Source organism: Pseudomonas simiae, assembly GCF_000934565.1.
In the GTDB taxonomy this organism is placed as follows: Bacteria; Pseudomonadota; Gammaproteobacteria; order Pseudomonadales; family Pseudomonadaceae; genus Aquipseudomonas; species Aquipseudomonas simiae.
In genome coordinates, this window is the sequence record NZ_CP010896.1 from 4,671,611 (window position 1) to 4,688,530 (window position 16,920).

Sequence of the window (16,920 nt, forward strand, 5' to 3'; positions counted from 1 at the left end):
ACCGGCCTCAAGGTTCCAGGCCGATACGGAAAAACTCCCCGCCGCTCCAGACACCCAGCCAGTTCTGACCATTGATCGGACGGCTCACCGCCAGCTCCACCAATTGGTAAAAGGCATTGCGATGCACCAGGGCTTCGAGGTTGGTGCGCACCCGCAGATAGGGCGCAGGTTCCTGGGTAACCGGGTCGATCACCACCCGCAAGGGATGTTCAAGGCCCGCTTCGATCTGATCGTCCACGTTGGTGGTGAAGCGCAGTACCTGGCCGTCGCCCTGCCCTTCGACCTCCAGCGTAACCGCGACAAACGGCGCATCATCGACGCTGATGCCGACCTTTTCCACGGGAGTGACCAGGAAGTAGTCATCGCCATCGCGGCGAATGATGTTGGAGAACAGCTTGACCATCGGCTTACGCCCGATCGGCGTGCCCTGGTAGAACCAAGTGCCGTCGCGGGCGATGCGCATGTCGATGTTGCCGCAGAAGTCCGGGTTCCACAGATGTACCGGCGCCGGTCCCTTGCCCTTGGGCAGCTGGGCCAACAGATCGTTGGCCTTGGCGGAATCGGTCATAGCGTTCTCCTGGTGCTTATTGATCACTCATACCCAGCAGACTGCGGGCGTACTGCCTCAGCGGGCGGGCAATCAGATCTTCTGGCTTGTTGTCGTGGAACGTCAGTAAACCGCCACGACTGCGAATACGTGCAGTATCAATCAAATACTGGGTGCTGGTCTCGATCAACATGATCTGAATGACGCCGCTGTCCAGCCCGACACGGTCGAGAGCTTCCTGATCGGACCACTCATCGGCATTGCCGATACGGTCATCCGCCTTGGCGAAGCGGCAGTACAGCAGATAGTGAGCGCCGGCCGCACGGGCTTCGGACATTGCCTGCTCAAGACCTTCTGGCTGACGGGCACGACGCACCATGGGGAAATACTCGATGAAACCGTTGAAGGCTTCCTCAGCCACCACGTTCGGACGCGGATAAGCGCTACCCGGCGGTACGAAGGCGCCTTGGGCAATAAACACGAAAGAATCCGGCTGTATGCGAACCGAGGCGGTGCGACGGGTATCGCTGTGATCCAGCAAACCGGCATCGCTCATCTGATAGCGGGTGCCTTCGGCCATATCGCTGACGGTCATGCAACCACTCAGCGTCAACGACGCCAGCAACAAAACCAGACTACGCATCCTAATCCTCCAGAAGCCGGTGACGGAAAACCGGCGAATGGGCGTGAGATGCAGGTTCTGCGCCAGCTTGGAAGACTAGCCGCCGATGATCTTCATGATGGTCGCGCCCCCGGAGAAGGCAACTTCCTGCTTGTCGCCCAACGCCTTCATCAACAGGCCCTGCAACGCTGGCAGCGCTTGGTGGCGCGGTTTGTCCAGCAAGTCGCCGACATAGTGACGATTGCTCGACGACAGGCAGCCATGCAGCCAACCGGTGGACGACAACCGCAACCGCGAACAGGTACGGCAGAACGGCACGCTTTCGTTGGCAATCACCCCGAAGTAGCCCTTGCCAGGTATTTCATAACGTACCGCCGTCGCGTCAATGGGCGCGCTGGCTTGCAAGTATTCATGCTGTTCGCCGATCAGGCCCAACAGCTGTTGCAAGCTGACAAATTGCTGCAGGAACGCGTTGGAGTCCTTGGCCAGGTGGCCCATGCGCATCAGCTCGATAAAGCGCAGTTCATAACCGCGCGCCAGGCAGTATTCGAGCAGCGGCATTACCTGGTCGAGGTTCTGGCCGCGCAACGGCACCATGTTGACCTTGATCTTGATCCCGGCAGCACGGGCCTGGTCCATGCCGTCGAGTACGGTGGCCAGGTCGCCGCCACGGGCGATGCTGCGGAAGGCGTCCGCATCCAGGGTATCGAGGGAGACGTTGATGCGCTTGATCCCGGCCTCGACCAGCAGCGGCAGTTTGCGCGCCAGCAGTTGGCCGTTGGTGGTCAGGCTGATGTCACTGAGCCCCATCTGCCCGACGGCGCCCATGAAGGCTTCCAGCTTGGGGCTGACCAGCGGTTCACCGCCGGTGATGCGCAGGCGCTCAATGCCCGCCGCCTCGATCAGGTAAGCCACGCCACGGGCCATGGCCTCGGCCGAGAGTTCGTCCTGGGCAGCCACCAGCCGCTTGCCGTTAGGCACGCAGTAGGTACACGCGTAATTGCAGGCTGAGGTCAGGCTGATCCGCAAATTGCGAAAACGCCTGCCTTGACGATCAACGATCATGGATCACTCCGGCAGAGGATGATTCGGGCGCGCTAAAAGCTGACTGATAAATCAGCTTTTAGCAAGAGTCCATGCCTGAGTATATTCCTGGGGTACTACGCGTGGCAGCAAATCATTACGTGGCGGGCGTTTCAGCCGGTGGCTGCTCAGCGCTGTGCTTGCGCTTATTGCCCATGCGCACGCCGATGTCCATCAGGAATTGGAAGAAACCTTCCTGATCTTCCAGCACATTGCTCCAGAACGGCGAGTGGTACAGCGCCACGGCACCGTGCACCAAGGCCCAGGCGGCGCAGTAGTGGAAATACGGCGGCACGTCTTCCAGCTTGCCTTCGCTGATGCGGCCCTTGATCAACAGGGTCAGGCGCTCGAAGTTCGAAGCACGGATCTTGTGCAGTTCCTCGACCATCTCCGGTACCTGATGGCCCTTGACCACCTTCTCTTCCAAGCGGTCGAACAGGCGGTAGCGCTGCGGGTCACGCATACGGAACTCGAAGTAGGCGCGGGACAAGGCTTCCTTGTCCTTGTCCACATCGGCCGAATGCAGCAGTTCGTTCAAATCGCGCTCGTAGTCGAGCATCAGGCGAAGGTAGATTTCGGCCTTCGATTTAAAGTGCTTGTAGATCGTGCCTTTGCCGATACCCACGGCATCCGCGATCATCTCGACGGTGACGCTGTCTTCACCCTGTTCGAGGAACAGCTTGAGTGCGGTGTCGAGAATTTCCTGCTCACGGCGGCGAAACTCACGGACCTTACGGGGTTCTTTGTGCATGAGGAAGAGGTCTGCAAAGGTCAAAATAGGGAGGGTAACGCAGGGCCACGGATACGCGGCGATACGATTTACCCGGTACGAGGGATTATCCCGACTGAACGGTCGCTGGGCAATGCCTATGTGAACCCGAAACGCACTTTACTTTCAGTGCGCCAACGATTTCATGGATCCCAGTCAGAAATAACACGCAAAAACTGCCACCGTGCTCCTGTCCGATGAGAACTCAAGCGAAGCGCGCGTATTCCAAATCTGTTTAAAAAACGATCAGCCGCGACTGGACTGAATCGGATACTGATCAATACTTCAACTGTCGGCGCGACATCTCCCCCAAGTGAAGCGCCGACCTGGGTACCAACGGACCGCGTACCCTTGTTTTACTCCTAATGGTCTTAGCCCGGATTCCCCCCCCAGAAGCCGGGTTTTTTTTGCCTGCGATGTGGCCGCGTCAAACGGTTACATGAGCCAGCGGGAACAGGCGTTTGAAGTTCTCGGTAGTCTGTTCGGCAAAGCGCTCGTAGGACTCGCCGCGCAACATCGCCAGGTAATCCGCTACATCGCGCACGTATTCAGGCAGGTTCGGCTTGCCGCGATGAGGAATGGGCGCCAGGTACGGCGAGTCGGTTTCCACCAGCAGGCGGTCGGCCGGCACTTGGCGCGCGACATCACGCAGGGCGTCGGCATTGCGGAAGGTGACGATGCCCGAGAGGGAAATGTAGAACCCCAGGTCCAGGGCCGCCTTGGCCATGTCCCAGTCTTCGGTGAAGCAGTGCAACACGCCGGCCTGGGGCAGCGCGGCTTCGCGCAGCAAGGACAGGGTGTCAGCACGGGCGCCACGGGTGTGGACGATCACCGGTTTGCCGGTTTGCTGGGCGGCTTGCAGGTGCAAACGGAAGGAGGCCTGCTGCAACTCGGCGGCTTCGGGCTCGTAGTGATAATCCAGGCCGGTTTCGCCGATGGCAACCACGCGCGGGTGATTGAGCTCAGCCAGTAGCCAGTCCAGCGCAGGCGCTTCACCGGGCTTGAGGTCCAGCGGGTGTATACCCACCGAACAATCCACATCGGCATAGCGATCAGCCAGGGCTTTGACGTCAGCCGCGTTTTGCGCGCTGACGCCGATGCACAGGAAATGCCCTACCCCACGCTGGCGCGCAGCGTCGAGGGCCGCATCAAGGGAACCGCCGTGTTGGGCCAGGTCGAGGCGATCGAGGTGGCAATGGGAATCTACTAGCATAAGGCTCTACAACTTCAGTCACGAAAAGTGTCTGACCGACGATACACCTGTCGGCCACGGAATTTAACGGCGGCCAAGCAAGCCGACCCACTGCACCAGCAGCGCTTCGAGCAACAGCACGCGGTTGAGGTTGGCCTTGCCGAGCACCTTCTGGCGCTGGGCGAGGATCCAGTCCTGGATCGTCAGCACCTTGTCCTGGGCACTTTTCTGCGCCAGGTACTGCACCACCTTACGCATATCCGGCAAGCCCAGGCCACTTTCATCCTGAGTCAGCTGGTAGCGCAGGATCAGGCTCGACCAATCGCAGAACCAGTCGAACAGCAACAACAGGGGAATGTCCTTCCAGGCACTTTCGGCCAGTTGAGTGGCAGACACTTCCTGCTTGATCAGTTTCTTCACGCCATCCACCACCAGCGCGCGTTGCTCACGCACGCCCTGGGCTTGCAGCTTCACCGCCGCCAGGGGCGAGCCGGCCGCCAGGGTCAGCAGCTCGACCCGTTCATCCTGGCTGCACGCCGGCAACGCCTGCGCGAGCCATTCGAGGCTCATCGCCTCGCTCGGCAGCGGGCACGCCTGCTGCACGCAGCGGCTACGAATGGTCGGCAACAAGCGGCTGGACTGGTGGCTGACCAGCAACAATACGGTGTCGCCGGACGGTTCCTCCAGGCTCTTGAGCAAGGCGTTGGCGGCGTTGATGTTCATCGCCTCCACCGGCTCGATCAACACGACTTTGCGCCCGCCCATCTGCGCGGTCTGCACCACAAAGCTGACGAGGTCGCGCACTTGGTCGACCTTGATCGCCTTGTCGGCTTCCTCGGGTTCCAACAGGTAGTTATCCGGGTGGCTGCCGGCCTTGAGCAGCAGGCAGGATTTGCACTCGCCGCAGGCTTCCAGGTTGACCGGGCGCTGGCACAGCAGGCTAGCCATGAGGCGCTCGGCCAGGTCACGTTTACCGATACCCACCGGCCCATGCAACAGGTAGGCGTGGGCGTGCTGGGCACGGCCGGCCAGTTGTTGCCACAGGCTGTCCTGCCACGGGTAGGCTTCAGCCACGGGCGCGCTCCAGCAGTGTGGGCAACAGGCCGTCGATGGCGCGCTGCACCTGGGCCAGCGGTTGGGCGGCGTCCAGCAGGTAGTAACGCGCAGGTTCGGCCGCAGCCCGTTTGAGGAACGCCGTGCGTACCGCATCAAAGAAGGCCTGGCCTTCGAGCTCGAAACGGTCAAGGCGACCACGGGCGCTGGCACGGGCCAGGCCGACTTCCACCGGCAGGTCGAAGACCAGGGTCAGGTCAGGGCGCAGGTCGCCTTGGACGAAGGTTTCGAGCGTCGCGATGCGCTCCAGGGACAGGCCTCGGCCACCGCCCTGGTAGGCATAAGTGGAATCGGTGAATCGGTCGCAGATGACCACGGCACCGCGCGCCAGGGCCGGGCGAATCACTTCGGCCAAGTGCTGGGCACGGGCGGCGAACACCAGCAGGAGTTCGGTATCCGGGTTCATCTGCTCTTCACCCGGCGCCAGCAGCACCTCGCGTATACGCTCGGCCAGCGGCGTGCCGCCGGGCTCGCGGGTCAGCACCACTTCGATACCTTCGTGGCGCAAACGCTCGGCCAGGTAATCGCGGTTGGTGCTTTTGCCGGCGCCTTCGGGGCCTTCCAGGGTAATAAACAAGCCAGTCACAGGCAGTCCTTAGTCAGAATTATTGCGGGCTTTGCGGGGCGGCGGTGTCCGGCGCAGGCTCGGTCGGCTTTTCAACCGGCGCTTGCGCGGGCACATCCACCGCAGGCGTTGCGTCTTCCTCAGGCTTCACGGCAGGCGCAGGGCTGGAGCGGTAATCGGCCCGGCGCTTGAGCTGGAACTCCCGCACGGCGGCATTATGCGCATCCAGGTCATCGGAGAAAATATGGCTGCCGTCACCCCGCGCGACAAAATACAGGCTGCTGCCCGGCACCGGGTTAAGCGCGGCATGGATCGCCTCGCGCCCGACCATGGCAATGGGCGTCGGCGGCAGGCCGGCCACCATGTAGGTGTTATAGGGATTGGCTTCCTTGAGGTGAGCGCGGGTCAACTTGCCGTTGTAGCGCTCGCCCAGGCCATAGATCACCGTCGGGTCGGTCTGCAATAACATGCCGACCTTCAGGCGACGCACAAAGACACCGGCAATCTGCCCACGCTCTTCAGGCACGCCAGTCTCTTTCTCCACCAGGGAGGCCATGATCAGCGCTTGATAAGGGTCGGTGTACGGCGCATCGGCGGCACGCTTGCTCCACTCCTGAGCGAGTACATCGTCGAGGCGGTTGTAGGCTTTTTTCAGGAACTCGACGTCGGTCATGCCACGCACGAAGCGGTAGGTATCAGGGAAGAACCGACCTTCCGGGAACACGCCGGGGTGACCGAGCTTGTCCATGACCTCGGTGTCGCTCAGGCCTGCGAGGGTCTGCACGATCTTTTCATGCTTGGCCAGGGCCGAGCGCACCTGGCGGAAGTTCCAGCCTTCGACCAGGGTCAGGCTGTATTGCACCACTTCGCCACGCTGCCATAGGCCGATCAAGCCCTGCGCCGTCATGCCGGGGGTCATGCGGTATTCGCCGCTGTGCAGTGGCTGGCCGTCGAGGTTAAAGCGCCAGTACAGGCGCAACCAGAAGGCGCCATCCAGCACGCCATCGGCTTCCAGGCGATTGAAGGTGCCTGTGGGCGTTGCCCCCGCCGGCACGTCGAGCAATTGCTCCTGGGTCAGGTTCAAGGGCTGCTTCAAGGCAGCGTCGAATTTCCAGACGCCATAGCCCAACAGCAAAGCCGCCGAGAACAGACCGACCAGCAGCAGTACAACCAGTTTTCGTATCAACTCAAATTTCCAATAGCGCGCGAACAATGGCCTGCAGTTTACGGGTGAGCGGCCCAACCGGCCAGCTCATCGCAGCGTACCCGCGCACCGGCCAAATGCCATAAACGCTGTTGCACACAAAGACTTCGTCGGCCTGCTGTACCTGCTCAAGATCGATGTCGGCCACGGCCACCGGGATGCCCAGGCTTTGTGCCTGGGCCAGAATCTCGGCGCGCATCACACCGGCAACGCCGCAACGGGTCAGATCAGCGGTTAGTAACAAGCCGTTGCGCACTAGGAACAGGTTGCTGAATACGCCTTCGATGACGCGTCCGGACACATCCAGCATCAAGCCTTCAGCGTGCTCAGTGTCTTGCCACTCGGCGCGGGCGATCACCTGTTCGAGGCGATTGAGGTGCTTGAGACCGGCCAGCAACGGCTGTTCGGCCAAGCGGGTCGCACAGGCGAACAGACGGATGCCGTCGGCTGCATGGGCGTGGGGATAGGTAGCAGGCGGACTGCCCTGCAAGATGCGGCGCACCGGAGCGCCGAGGTTGATGCCATAACCGCGCAGGCTGTCGCCGCGGGTCAGGATCAATTTGAGAACACCGTCGCCGAGGGCGGCGGCATAGGCCAGCACTTCGCTGCGGATCAATTCACGATCCGCAACCAAGGCGAGGCGCCTGCACCCCTCATCGAGGCGTTGCAGGTGGCGGTCGAGCAGCACAGGCTGCCCGGCCCTGACGGCGATGGTCTCGAACAGCCCATCACCATACGCCAGGCCGCGATCTTTCAGGGGCACGCTGTCCGCTGGCTGACCGTCGACCCAGCTGTGCATCACTCGGCGAACCGGCGGAACACCAGGGAACCGTTGGTGCCACCAAAACCGAACGAGTTGGAGATCACCACGTCGATCGGCATCGGCTGTGCTTCGTGAGGCACGAAGTTCAGGTCACAGCCTTCATCCGGCTCATCCAGGTTGATGGTCGGTGGAGCGACCTGATCCTTGATGGCCATGACGCTGAAGATCGCCTCGACCGCGCCCGCTGCGCCCAGCAAGTGGCCGGTCATCGACTTGGTGGAGCTGACCGCCAGGTTGTAGGCGTGCTCGCCGAACACCGACTTGATGGCTTCGGCTTCAGCCAGGTCGCCGGTCGGGGTCGACGTGCCATGGGCGTTGATGTACTGCACTTGGTCCGCATTGACCTTCGCGTCGCGCAGGGCGTTGGTGATGCAACGCGCAGCACCGGCACCGTCGGACGGTGGCGAGGTCATGTGGTAAGCGTCGCCGCTCATGCCGAAGCCGATCAGCTCGGCGTAAATCGTGGCACCACGCGCCTTGGCGTGCTCCAACTCTTCCAGTACCAGCGCACCGGCACCGTCGGACAGTACGAAACCGTCACGGCCTTTGTCCCATGGACGGCTGGCACGGCTCGGCTCGTCATTACGGGTCGACAGCGCCCGGGAGGCGCCGAAGCCGCCCATGCCCAGGCCGCAGGCCGCCATTTCGGCGCCGCCGGCAATCATCACGTCGGCTTCGTCATAGGCGATGTTGCGCGCCGCCATGCCGATGCAATGCGTGCCAGTGGTACACGCCGTGGCGATGGCGTAGTTAGGCCCCTGTGCGCCCAGGTGGATCGACAGGAAACCGGAAATCATATTGATGATCGATCCCGGGACGAAGAACGGTGAAATTCGACGAGGGCCGGAATCATGCAACGTGCGGCTGGTTTCTTCGATATTGGTCAAACCGCCAATACCCGAACCCATCGCCACGCCGATGCGATCACGGTTGGCGTCGGTGACTTCCAGGCCGGCATTACGCACTGCCTGAAAACCGGCTGCCAGGCCGTATTGAATGAACAGGTCGAGTTTGCGGGATTCTTTGACCGAGAGGTATTCCTCGACATTGAAACCCTTTACCGAGCCGCCAAAACGGGTGGAATAGGCAGAAAGGTCCGTGTGTTCGATCAGACCAATACCACTGTGGCCAGCCAGAATGCCCTGCCAACTGCTCGGCACATCCGTGCCCAGTGGCGACAACATACCCATACCGGTGACTACGACGCGTCTACGCGACACAGCACTCTCCTTTTTCTAATGACGACACTTTTGCTTCAACGTTTACTTTTGATCAGGGCTAAAGAAAAAACCGCACGCCGTTACAGCAGTGCGGTTTTTCCCTGAAAGCAAACGACGACTACAAACTATTACGCCTGGTGGCTAGTAACGTAGTCGATAGCAGCTTGAACAGTAGTGATTTTTTCAGCTTCTTCGTCCGGGATTTCGGTCTCGAATTCCTCTTCCAGAGCCATCACCAGCTCAACGGTGTCAAGGGAATCGGCACCCAGGTCTTCTACGAAGGAAGCAGTGTTGACCACTTCTTCTTCTTTAACGCCCAGTTGCTCGGCGACGATTTTCTTGACGCGCTCTTCGATGGTGCTCATACCTTGTTTAACTCCTAATGGACAAATTCAGGCAGCTGGCCAGTGGGTAAGTGTATAGAAAGCCATTTCAGCTTTTCAACTGAAAGCTTCACCCTGTACCCGGTCGGCCACCTGCCTATAAATTAAGTTGCAGCTTTATAACGGATTTTAGACAGCTCGTATGACATTTTTTTGAAGCGATCCGTCACAATTTAACTCATGTACATCCCGCCGTTCACCGGGATTGTAGCCCCAGTCACGTATGCCGCACCGTCGGATGCCAGGAAAGTGACCACATTCGCGATCTCTTGAGCCTGGCCCAAACGGCCCAGCGGAATCTGCGTCAGCAAGGCTTCACGCTGTGCTTCTGGCAGTTCGCGGGTCATATCGGTGTCGATGAACCCTGGGGCCACCGAGTTGACCGTAATCGACCGCGAGCCGACTTCACGTGCCAATGCACGGCTGAAACCTTCCAGACCGGCTTTGGCAGAGGCGTAGTTTACTTGGCCTGCGTTGCCCATGGCACCCACTACGGAGCCAATATTGATAATTCGACCCCAACGCGCCTTGGTCATGCCGCGCAAAACGCCCTTGGACAGGCGAAACAGACTGTTCAAGTTGGTGTCGACCACGTCGTACCACTCGTCGTCTTTCATGCGCATCATCAAGTTGTCGCGGGTGATACCGGCGTTGTTCACCAGAATCGCCGGCGCACCGAACTGTGCGGTGATCTCGGCCAGTACGGCAGCCACGGACTCATCACTGGTCACGTTCAGCTCAAGGCCGGTACCTTGCACGCCGTTTTCCTTCAGGGTCGCGGCGATACGCTCGGCGCCCGAAGCGGACGTAGCGGTGCCGATCACAACGGCGCCCTGACGGCCCAGTTCCAGGGCGATCGCCTGGCCAATGCCACGGCTTGCGCCGGTAACCAGTGCAACTTTACCTTGCAGACTCATGCAGGCTTCTCCTTAGTTCGGGGATTAGGCCAGTGCCGCGCGAGCGGCAGCGAAGGCATCCGGGGTATTGAGGTTGGCAGTCGACACGCCTTCGGCGCACCGCTTGTTCAGGCCGGCCAGGACTTTGCCCGGACCGCACTCGACCAGCTCGGTGGCGCCGTTGGCCGCCAGGGTCTGGACCGATTCAACCCAACGTACGGGCTTGTAGAGTTGCTCCAGCAGGTCGCGCTTGAGAGTGTCGAGGTCGGCAGCCACGGCTGCACTGACGTTCTGCACCAACGGGATCTGCGGTGCCTGCCAGTTGATGGCGGCGATGGACTCGGCAAAACGCTCGGCTGCCGGGCGCATCAGCTCACAGTGCGACGGCACGCTCACCGGCAACGGCAGCGCACGCTTGGCGCCACGGGCCTTGCAGCCTTCGATGGCACGCTCGACCGCAGCCTTGGCACCGGCGATGACCACCTGGCCAGGGGAGTTGAAGTTCACGGCGCTGACCACTTCGCCCTGGGCCGCTTCGGCACAGGCTTCGATCACCACGGCATCGTCCAGGCCCAGGATAGCGGCCATACCGCCCTGCCCGGCCGGAACGGCTTCTTGCATCAGTTGGCCACGGCGCTCGACCAGCTTGACCGCCTCACCGAGGGTCAGGCTGCCCGCTGCCACCAAGGCGCTGTATTCGCCCAGGCTGTGACCCGCGACAAATGCCGGACGCGCGCCGCCTTCCGCCAGCCACAAACGCCACAGGGCGATCGAAGCGGTCAGGATGGCCGGCTGGGTTTTATCGGTTTGATTGAGCTGCTCTTCCGGGCCTTGCTGGGTCAGTGCCCACAGGTCGTACCCCAGGGCGTCGGACGCTTCTTTAAAGGTGTCCAGGATCAGCGGGTATTGCGCGCCCAGCTCGGCCAACATGCCGAGGGACTGCGAACCCTGCCCTGGAAAGACGAATGCGAGGGATGTAGACATGTAACAAGCCCCTAATGATCTGGTCGTCGAAAATGCGCACGCCTACGGTGGGAGTGCACGAAACTGACAGATTGGATGGTCAATTGAACTGGCCGGTCACATTTAAGCACTCCCGAGCCGATTCGCCTAAGGCAACAGGTCCTCAAGACGGCCGTGCAAGCGTTGCGGCAGGTTTTCCTGGATCTCGATCAGGGCCCGCGCAATCGCGCTTTGAAAGCCTTCAACGCCCGCAGAACCATGGCTCTTCACCACAATGCCCTGCAAGCCCAGAAAACTCGCACCATTATGCCGCGCTGGCGCCAGGTCGGCCTGCAGGCGGCGCATCAACGGCAGCGCCAGGGCGCCGACCAGGCGCGACGCGAGGTTCTGCTTGAACAACGCCTCGATGCGCGTGGCGATCATGGTCGCCAGGCCTTCGCTGGATTTGAGCAGGATATTGCCGACAAAACCGTCGCACACCACCACATCCGCCTCACCGCGATACAAGCCGTCACCCTCGACAAAGCCGATGTAGTTCAAGCCGCGCGCACCCTGCAACAACGTAGCAGCAAGCTTGACCTGCTGGTTGCCCTTGATGTCTTCGGTACCGATATTCAGCAAGGCCACCCGCGGGCGGGCCACGCCAAGCGCTTCGGCGGCCACCGAGCCCATCACGGCGAACTGGAACAGGTGCTCGGCACTGCAATCGACATTCGCGCCCAGGTCCAGCAGTTGACAATAGCCCTTCTGCGTCGGAATCGCCGCCACCATGGCCGGCCGATCAATGCCGGGCAACGTTTTCAGCACAAAGCGCGACAGCGCCATCAGAGCCCCGGTGTTGCCGGCACTGACACAGGCTTGCACCTTGCCATCACGCAGCAGCTCAAGCGCCACCCGCATCGAAGAGTCGGGTTTGCCACGCAGGGCCGCCGCCGGCTTGTCATCCATGGTGATGGTTTCGCTGGCCGGCGTAATCGTCAGGCGCGCGCGATCCACCGCCGGATGGCTGGCAATCAGTTCTTCAAGGAGGGAGGGTTGACCGACGAGGGTCAGGTGCAGCGAGGGTGTAGCGGACAGGCTGGCAATGCAGGCCTGAACAATGCTGCGGGGACCGAAGTCCCCGCCCATTGCGTCTATCGCGATGACTAGAGCAGACAAGTGATTACTCGTCAGCGCCCTTGTCGATCACTTTACGGCCACGGTATACGCCTTCTGGCGATACGTGGTGACGCAGGTGAACTTCACCGGTGGTCTTTTCTACGGACAGGGTGCTTGCCTCGAGAGCGTCGTGCGAACGGCGCATGTCACGGGCGGAGCGGGATTTTTTGTTCTGCTGAACAGCCATAATTGATTAACTCCTAAACGTTTGGGTCACGCTTTAACTGCGCCAATACACTGAACGGGTTGGACCGCGTTACCTCGTCCTCGCTCGGTTCGGGCTCGTCATCGAGGCCCGCCGGCTGCTGGCATTCTTCCGGATGATGAGCAGGCACAATGGGCAAGGCGAGCAGAAGCTCCTCCTCGATCAGTGCATGCAGATCCAAAGGATCTTCGCCCAGTTCCAGCACGTCATAACCTTTCGGCAACGACTGGGTATTCGCACCCTCCTTCACCACAGCATAACTGCACTCGCTGTGGATCGGCAGGGTGACCAGCTCAAGACAACGCTGGCAAACCATTTTGACTTCGGTGTCGATAAAGCTGTGGATTACCACAGACTTACGTTCATCTCGTTCAAAAACGAATTTGGCCTGCACCCTACCGACAGTGTCGGAAAGCGGGTCGCAGAGTCTCTCCAAATCGGCCAGCAGCAACTCACCTTGAAGGGAAGTGCCACGATCAGCCAATTTGCGCGGGTCAACGTGAGGTGGAATCGGGTCATTCAACATAGGCGCAGCATTATAGGGATGCACCCAGCCATGTCAAAGGAAATTCAGCCCTGTGCGTCAGCCGGTCACCCCGCTAGAATCCCCGGCTGCCCTGAGGAGACGCCCATGCTGCCTTTATTACTCGCATCCAGCTCGGTTTATCGCCGGGAATTGCTGAGCCGCCTGCACCTGCCGTTCATCTGCAGCTCGCCGGATATCGACGAAAGCCACCGTGCGAATGAATCCGCCATTGAGCTGGTCAAGCGCCTGGCCGAAGAGAAGGCACGCGCGCTTGCGGCCAGCCATCCTGGGCATTTGATTATCGGCTCCGACCAAGTGGCTGCGCTCGACGGCCGGATCATCGGCAAGCCGCACACGTTCGAGAACGCCCGCGAACAACTGTTGGCCGCCAGCGGCAAGCGTGTCAGCTTCCTCACCGGCTTGGCGCTGCTGAACAGCAAGACAGGGCACTGCCAGGTGGACTGCGTACCTTTTACTGTGCACATGCGTGAGCTGGACGCTGAGCGCGTTGAGCGCTACCTGCGGATTGAGCAGCCGTACGACTGCGCGGGCAGCTTCAAGGCTGAGGGGCTGGGTGTGAGCCTGTTCCAGAGTACCGAAGGGCCGGATGCAACCAGCCTTATCGGCCTACCGCTGATCCGCCTAGTAGACATGCTACTGGTCGAAGGCGTGCAGATCCCTTAAGCCCACCACAAAACCAATTGTGGGAGCGGGCTTGCTCGCGAATGCGGTGTATCAGTCACTGATGTGCTGATTGAACCACCGCATTCGCGAGCAAGCCCGCTCCCACATTTTGAGCGATGCCAGCCTCAGGATTTCAGCGCAGAGTCGGACCCTGGAAGCCCATATACAGCGCCAGCTTCTCCGCCACACTCGCTCCGAGCTTCTTGGAGAACCGATCAAACGGCGATTCCTCAACCGTGAAATCCACCAACTCCTTCTCGCCAATCACATCCCGCGCCACCGAACTGGCACTGCCCAGCCCGTCGATCAAGCCAAGCGGCAACGCCTGCTCGCCCGACCACACCAGACCGGAGAACAGCTCGGGGTGGTCCTTATCCTTCAGGCGGTCGCCGCGCCCCTGCTTCACGCTGGCGATGAACTGGCGATGAGTGGTGTCGAGCACGCCCTGCCAGAACTGGGTTTCATCTGCCTTTTGTGGTTGGAACGGGTCGAGAAATGCCTTGTGCTCACCCGAGGTGTAGGTACGACGCTCCACCCCCAGCTTCTCCATGGTGCCGACAAAGCCATAACCGGCCGCTGTCACACCGATGGAACCCACCAGACTGGCCTTGTCGGCGTAGATCTGGTCAGCGGCACTGGCGATGTAATAGGCACCCGAAGCACCCAAGTCAGAAATCACGGCGTACAGCTTGATATCAGGGTGCAGAGCACGCAGGCGACGAATCTCGTCATACACATAACCGGACTGCACCGGACTCCCGCCAGGGCTGTTGATGCGCAGGATCACGCCCTTGACCTTGGGGTCTTCAAACGCGGCACGCAGGCTGCTGACGATATTGTCGGCGCTGGCGGGCTCCTTGTCGGCAATCACCCCGCGCACTTCGATAAGGGCGGTGTAGTTGGCACCCCGGGTAGCGCTTTTTTCCATGTCCATCAACGGGCTGAACAGCGCCAGCATGGCGATGAGCCAGATAAACGTCAGCAGCTTGAAGAATATCCCCCAACGCCGTGCACGACGCTGTTCCTGGACGCTGGCCAGGAGGGTCTTCTCCAGTAGCTTCCAGCTTTTATCATCGCTGTTTTCAGCCTTTTCGGGCGCTTTCCACTCGTCACTCATGCCATCAACCCCAACAAAGACTTATTGGGCCCGGCTGAGCCAGGCCTGCAATTCGGAAAAATGATCAATCGTCAGGCGCGGCTCGTATTGCTGCAACGCCTCGGCAGCCTGGGCGCCATAGCTGACCGCCACACTGTCCATGCCCGCATTGCGCGCCATCATCAGGTCGAAGGAAGCATCCCCCACCATCAGCGCCTGGCGTGGCGAGACGCCGCAATGGGCCAGGATCTGCTCCAACATCAGAGGGTGGGGCTTGCTGGCAGTTTCATCGGCGGCGCGGGTGATATCGAAATAATCTTCCCAGCCGTGAGCCTTGAGCACCCGGTCCAGCCCGCGACGCGCCTTGCCGGTGGCGACCGCCAGGTGATAACCCTCGGCGCGGAACGCCTCCAGGGACTGCACCACACCGTCGAACAGGGGCGAAGGCGTGGCCTCCAGGGCGATGTAGTGATCGGCGTAGTGATCACGAAAGGTGACCAGTTCAGCGTCGCTGATCTCGGGATACAAGGTGCGAATCGCCTCAGGCAGGCCCAGGCCGATGATGCCCTTGACTGCGTGATCCGTGCACGGCGCATAGCCCGAGCGGGTCGACGCTGCGTGCATCGATTCGACAATCCGGCCAATGGAGTTGGCCAGGGTGCCATCCCAGTCGAATATCAGCAGTTTGTAATCAAGGTGCGACACTCAAACGCTCCACGGTCTTGGCCCACATCTCATCGACCGGCGCCTGCAGCTTCAACTCGCCACCATCGGGCAGCGGCACAGTGAGCATGTAGGCATGCAGGAACAGGCGCTTGCCGCCCAGGTCACGGATTTCCTTGGAGAAATCCTCGTCACCGTATTTGGTATCGCCAGCGATGCAATGGCCCGCATGCAGGGTGTGCACGCGAATCTGGTGAGTACGGCCGGTTACCGGCTTGGCCTCGACCATGGTGGCGAAGTCACCGAAGCGGCGCAGCACCTTGAACAGGGTCAGGGCTTCTTTGCCCTCTTCGTCCACTTCCACCATGCGCTCGCCGGAACGCAGGTTGCTCTTCTGCAACGGCGCGCGGACGCTCTTGATGGAGCTGGCCCAGTTGCCGCGCACCAGCGCCATGTAGCGCTTGTCCACGCCATCGCCACGCAGGGCGGTGTGCAGGTGGCGCAACATGCTGCGCTTCTTGGCAATCATCAGCAGGCCGGAAGTGTCACGGTCCAGGCGGTGGACCAGCTCCAGCTCCTTGGCGTCCGGACGCAACTGACGAAAGGCTTCGATCACGCCGAAATTCAGGCCGCTGCCGCCGTGAACCGCAATGCCACAGGGCTTGTTGATCACGATCAGCTTGTTGTCTTCAAAGATGATCGACGCTTCAAGGCGCTGCAACAAGCCTTGGGCCAATGGCACGGGCTCATCACGCTCAGGCACGCGAACCGGCGGCACACGGACGATATCGCCCGCCTGCAACTTGTACTCGGGCTTGATCCGGCCTTTGTTCACCCGCACTTCACCTTTACGCAAGATGCGGTAAATCAAGGTCTTGGGCACGCCTTTGAGCCTGGCCAGGAGAAAATTGTCGATGCGTTGGCCGGCATATTCCGGCGAGACCTCGAGCAGCTGGACGCTGGGGGTCTGGGGGGCGGTAGTCGTCATGGCGGCGATGATAACAATTTTTTATGGAATTGAAGCACTTAATCATTGCTGCTATAGTCGCGAACGCCGCCAAAAGCGGCCTGGACAGAGGACATGCGGCAAACTGCCGGCCCTGACCATCGCAATTCATCAGGACGCGAGGCCGTCCTACGGGGCTTTCGCCACCCTGGAAGGCTCAAGATTGTAACAAGCGCAGGTGACATGAGGCCTGAAGCGAGTG

General features: G+C 60.7%; 20 protein-coding genes. 1 reads left to right on the forward strand and 19 read right to left on the reverse strand.

The genetic code is table 11. The features are described 5' to 3' along the window. Positions 1-7: 7 nt before the first annotated feature. From PF1751_RS21145 to PF1751_RS21220, 16 genes are all read right to left on the reverse strand, one after another. Positions 8-568 carry a DUF1285 domain-containing protein gene (locus tag PF1751_RS21145; RefSeq protein ID WP_042571979.1) on the reverse strand — a complete coding sequence of 187 codons (561 nt, stop codon included), beginning with the start codon at positions 566-568 and terminating at the stop codon, positions 8-10. 16 nt (positions 569-584) lie between these two features. Beyond that, the gene (locus PF1751_RS21150; protein ID WP_010208396.1) at positions 585-1,190 is read right to left on the reverse strand and encodes a DUF4823 domain-containing protein; all 606 of its coding nucleotides are present in this window, start codon (positions 1,188-1,190) and stop codon (positions 585-587) included. A 75-nt stretch (positions 1,191-1,265) separates the two neighbouring features. Further along, positions 1,266-2,234, reverse strand: coding sequence for a GTP 3',8-cyclase MoaA (locus PF1751_RS21155; protein ID WP_010208395.1), 969 nt, complete (start codon positions 2,232-2,234; stop codon positions 1,266-1,268). A 115-nt stretch (positions 2,235-2,349) separates the two neighbouring features. Further along, complete coding sequence (locus PF1751_RS21160) at positions 2,350-3,003, reverse strand: TetR/AcrR family transcriptional regulator (protein ID WP_010208394.1); 654 nt, start codon at positions 3,001-3,003, stop codon at positions 2,350-2,352. 445 nt (positions 3,004-3,448) lie between these two features. After that, positions 3,449-4,234: a TatD family hydrolase gene (locus PF1751_RS21165; RefSeq protein ID WP_044287709.1), complete on the reverse strand. Its 786-nt coding sequence runs from the start codon at positions 4,232-4,234 to the stop codon at positions 3,449-3,451. A gap of 63 nt (positions 4,235-4,297) precedes the next feature. Next, positions 4,298-5,287 carry a DNA polymerase III subunit delta' gene (locus tag PF1751_RS21170; protein ID WP_010208392.1) on the reverse strand — a complete coding sequence of 330 codons (990 nt, stop codon included), beginning with the start codon at positions 5,285-5,287 and terminating at the stop codon, positions 4,298-4,300. Then, positions 5,280-5,912 carry a dTMP kinase gene (tmk, locus tag PF1751_RS21175; protein ID WP_010208391.1) on the reverse strand — a complete coding sequence of 211 codons (633 nt, stop codon included), beginning with the start codon at positions 5,910-5,912 and terminating at the stop codon, positions 5,280-5,282. Before tmk ends, PF1751_RS21170 begins: the two co-directional genes overlap by 8 nt. A gap of 19 nt (positions 5,913-5,931) precedes the next feature. Continuing rightward, positions 5,932-7,077, reverse strand: coding sequence for an endolytic transglycosylase MltG (mltG, locus tag PF1751_RS21180; RefSeq protein ID WP_010208389.1), 1,146 nt, complete (start codon positions 7,075-7,077; stop codon positions 5,932-5,934). 1 nt (position 7,078) lies between these two features. Beyond that, positions 7,079-7,894 (reverse strand): aminodeoxychorismate lyase, encoded by an 816-nt coding sequence (gene pabC, locus PF1751_RS21185; RefSeq protein WP_010208387.1) that lies wholly within the window; start codon positions 7,892-7,894, stop codon positions 7,079-7,081. Then, positions 7,894-9,138: a beta-ketoacyl-ACP synthase II gene (gene fabF / locus PF1751_RS21190; protein ID WP_010208386.1), complete on the reverse strand. Its 1,245-nt coding sequence runs from the start codon at positions 9,136-9,138 to the stop codon at positions 7,894-7,896. Before fabF ends, pabC begins: the two co-directional genes overlap by 1 nt. Positions 9,139-9,266: 128 nt before the next feature. Further along, on the reverse strand, positions 9,267-9,503 hold the full coding sequence (gene acpP, locus PF1751_RS21195) for an acyl carrier protein (protein WP_003175607.1): 237 nt from the start codon (positions 9,501-9,503) through the stop codon (positions 9,267-9,269). Positions 9,504-9,694: 191 nt separating this feature from the next. Then, positions 9,695-10,438 carry a 3-oxoacyl-ACP reductase FabG gene (gene fabG, locus PF1751_RS21200; protein WP_005790544.1) on the reverse strand — a complete coding sequence of 248 codons (744 nt, stop codon included), beginning with the start codon at positions 10,436-10,438 and terminating at the stop codon, positions 9,695-9,697. A 24-nt stretch (positions 10,439-10,462) separates the two neighbouring features. Beyond that, on the reverse strand, positions 10,463-11,401 hold the full coding sequence (fabD, locus tag PF1751_RS21205; RefSeq protein ID WP_044287715.1) for an ACP S-malonyltransferase: 939 nt from the start codon (positions 11,399-11,401) through the stop codon (positions 10,463-10,465). Positions 11,402-11,527: 126 nt separating this feature from the next. Continuing rightward, positions 11,528-12,538 carry a phosphate acyltransferase PlsX gene (gene plsX, locus PF1751_RS21210; RefSeq protein ID WP_021491482.1) on the reverse strand — a complete coding sequence of 337 codons (1,011 nt, stop codon included), beginning with the start codon at positions 12,536-12,538 and terminating at the stop codon, positions 11,528-11,530. A 4-nt stretch (positions 12,539-12,542) separates the two neighbouring features. Further along, positions 12,543-12,725 carry a 50S ribosomal protein L32 gene (gene rpmF / locus PF1751_RS21215; RefSeq protein WP_003179396.1) on the reverse strand — a complete coding sequence of 61 codons (183 nt, stop codon included), beginning with the start codon at positions 12,723-12,725 and terminating at the stop codon, positions 12,543-12,545. Positions 12,726-12,738: 13 nt separating this feature from the next. Further along, positions 12,739-13,269, reverse strand: a complete 531-nt coding sequence (locus PF1751_RS21220; RefSeq protein WP_010208374.1) for a YceD family protein — start codon at positions 13,267-13,269, stop codon at positions 12,739-12,741. Positions 13,270-13,374: 105 nt separating this feature from the next. Between PF1751_RS21220 and PF1751_RS21225 the strand changes: the two genes are divergently transcribed. Next, positions 13,375-13,953, forward strand: a complete 579-nt coding sequence (locus PF1751_RS21225) for a Maf family protein (protein WP_010208372.1) — start codon at positions 13,375-13,377, stop codon at positions 13,951-13,953. Positions 13,954-14,086: 133 nt separating this feature from the next. Here PF1751_RS21225 and PF1751_RS21230 read toward each other — a convergent pair whose 3' ends face one another. Genes PF1751_RS21230 through rluC form a run of 3 tightly spaced genes read right to left on the reverse strand, consistent with a single transcriptional unit; the run spans position 14,087 to position 16,700 of the window. Further along, a complete protein-coding gene (locus tag PF1751_RS21230; RefSeq protein ID WP_010208371.1) occupies positions 14,087-15,070 on the reverse strand; it encodes a S49 family peptidase in 984 nt (327 codons plus the stop codon). Between the two features lie 21 nt (positions 15,071-15,091). Continuing rightward, positions 15,092-15,754: an HAD-IA family hydrolase gene (locus PF1751_RS21235; protein ID WP_042571981.1), complete on the reverse strand. Its 663-nt coding sequence runs from the start codon at positions 15,752-15,754 to the stop codon at positions 15,092-15,094. Then, positions 15,741-16,700, reverse strand: a complete 960-nt coding sequence (rluC, locus tag PF1751_RS21240) for a 23S rRNA pseudouridine(955/2504/2580) synthase RluC (RefSeq protein WP_010208368.1) — start codon at positions 16,698-16,700, stop codon at positions 15,741-15,743. The genes PF1751_RS21235 and rluC overlap by 14 nt, the downstream gene beginning before the upstream one ends. Positions 16,701-16,920 lie beyond the last annotated feature (220 nt).

Bases quoted from the DNA above. Each gene is read 5' to 3' on its own strand.
- PF1751_RS21230 (WP_010208371.1), bottom strand. From the start codon at position 15,070: ATGAGTGACGAGTGGAAAGCGCCCGAAAAGGCTGAAAACAGCGATGAT.
- rluC (WP_010208368.1), bottom strand. From the start codon at position 16,700: ATGACGACTACCGCCCCCCAGACCCCCAGCGTCCAGCTGCTCGAGGTC.
- PF1751_RS21150 (WP_010208396.1), bottom strand. From the start codon at position 1,190: ATGCGTAGTCTGGTTTTGTTGCTGGCGTCGTTGACGCTGAGTGGTTGC.
- PF1751_RS21165 (WP_044287709.1), bottom strand. From the start codon at position 4,234: ATGCTAGTAGATTCCCATTGCCACCTCGATCGCCTCGACCTGGCCCAA.
- fabG (WP_005790544.1), bottom strand. From the start codon at position 10,438: ATGAGTCTGCAAGGTAAAGTTGCACTGGTTACCGGCGCAAGCCGTGGC.
- PF1751_RS21225 (WP_010208372.1), top strand. From the start codon at position 13,375: ATGCTGCCTTTATTACTCGCATCCAGCTCGGTTTATCGCCGGGAATTG.
- PF1751_RS21155 (WP_010208395.1), bottom strand. From the start codon at position 2,234: ATGATCGTTGATCGTCAAGGCAGGCGTTTTCGCAATTTGCGGATCAGC.
- pabC (WP_010208387.1), bottom strand. From the start codon at position 7,894: ATGCACAGCTGGGTCGACGGTCAGCCAGCGGACAGCGTGCCCCTGAAA.
- PF1751_RS21145 (WP_042571979.1), bottom strand. From the start codon at position 568: ATGACCGATTCCGCCAAGGCCAACGATCTGTTGGCCCAGCTGCCCAAG.
- rpmF (WP_003179396.1), bottom strand. From the start codon at position 12,725: ATGGCTGTTCAGCAGAACAAAAAATCCCGCTCCGCCCGTGACATGCGC.
- fabD (WP_044287715.1), bottom strand. From the start codon at position 11,401: ATGTCTACATCCCTCGCATTCGTCTTTCCAGGGCAGGGTTCGCAGTCC.
- acpP (WP_003175607.1), bottom strand. From the start codon at position 9,503: ATGAGCACCATCGAAGAGCGCGTCAAGAAAATCGTCGCCGAGCAACTG.
- PF1751_RS21160 (WP_010208394.1), bottom strand. From the start codon at position 3,003: ATGCACAAAGAACCCCGTAAGGTCCGTGAGTTTCGCCGCCGTGAGCAG.
- PF1751_RS21220 (WP_010208374.1), bottom strand. From the start codon at position 13,269: ATGTTGAATGACCCGATTCCACCTCACGTTGACCCGCGCAAATTGGCT.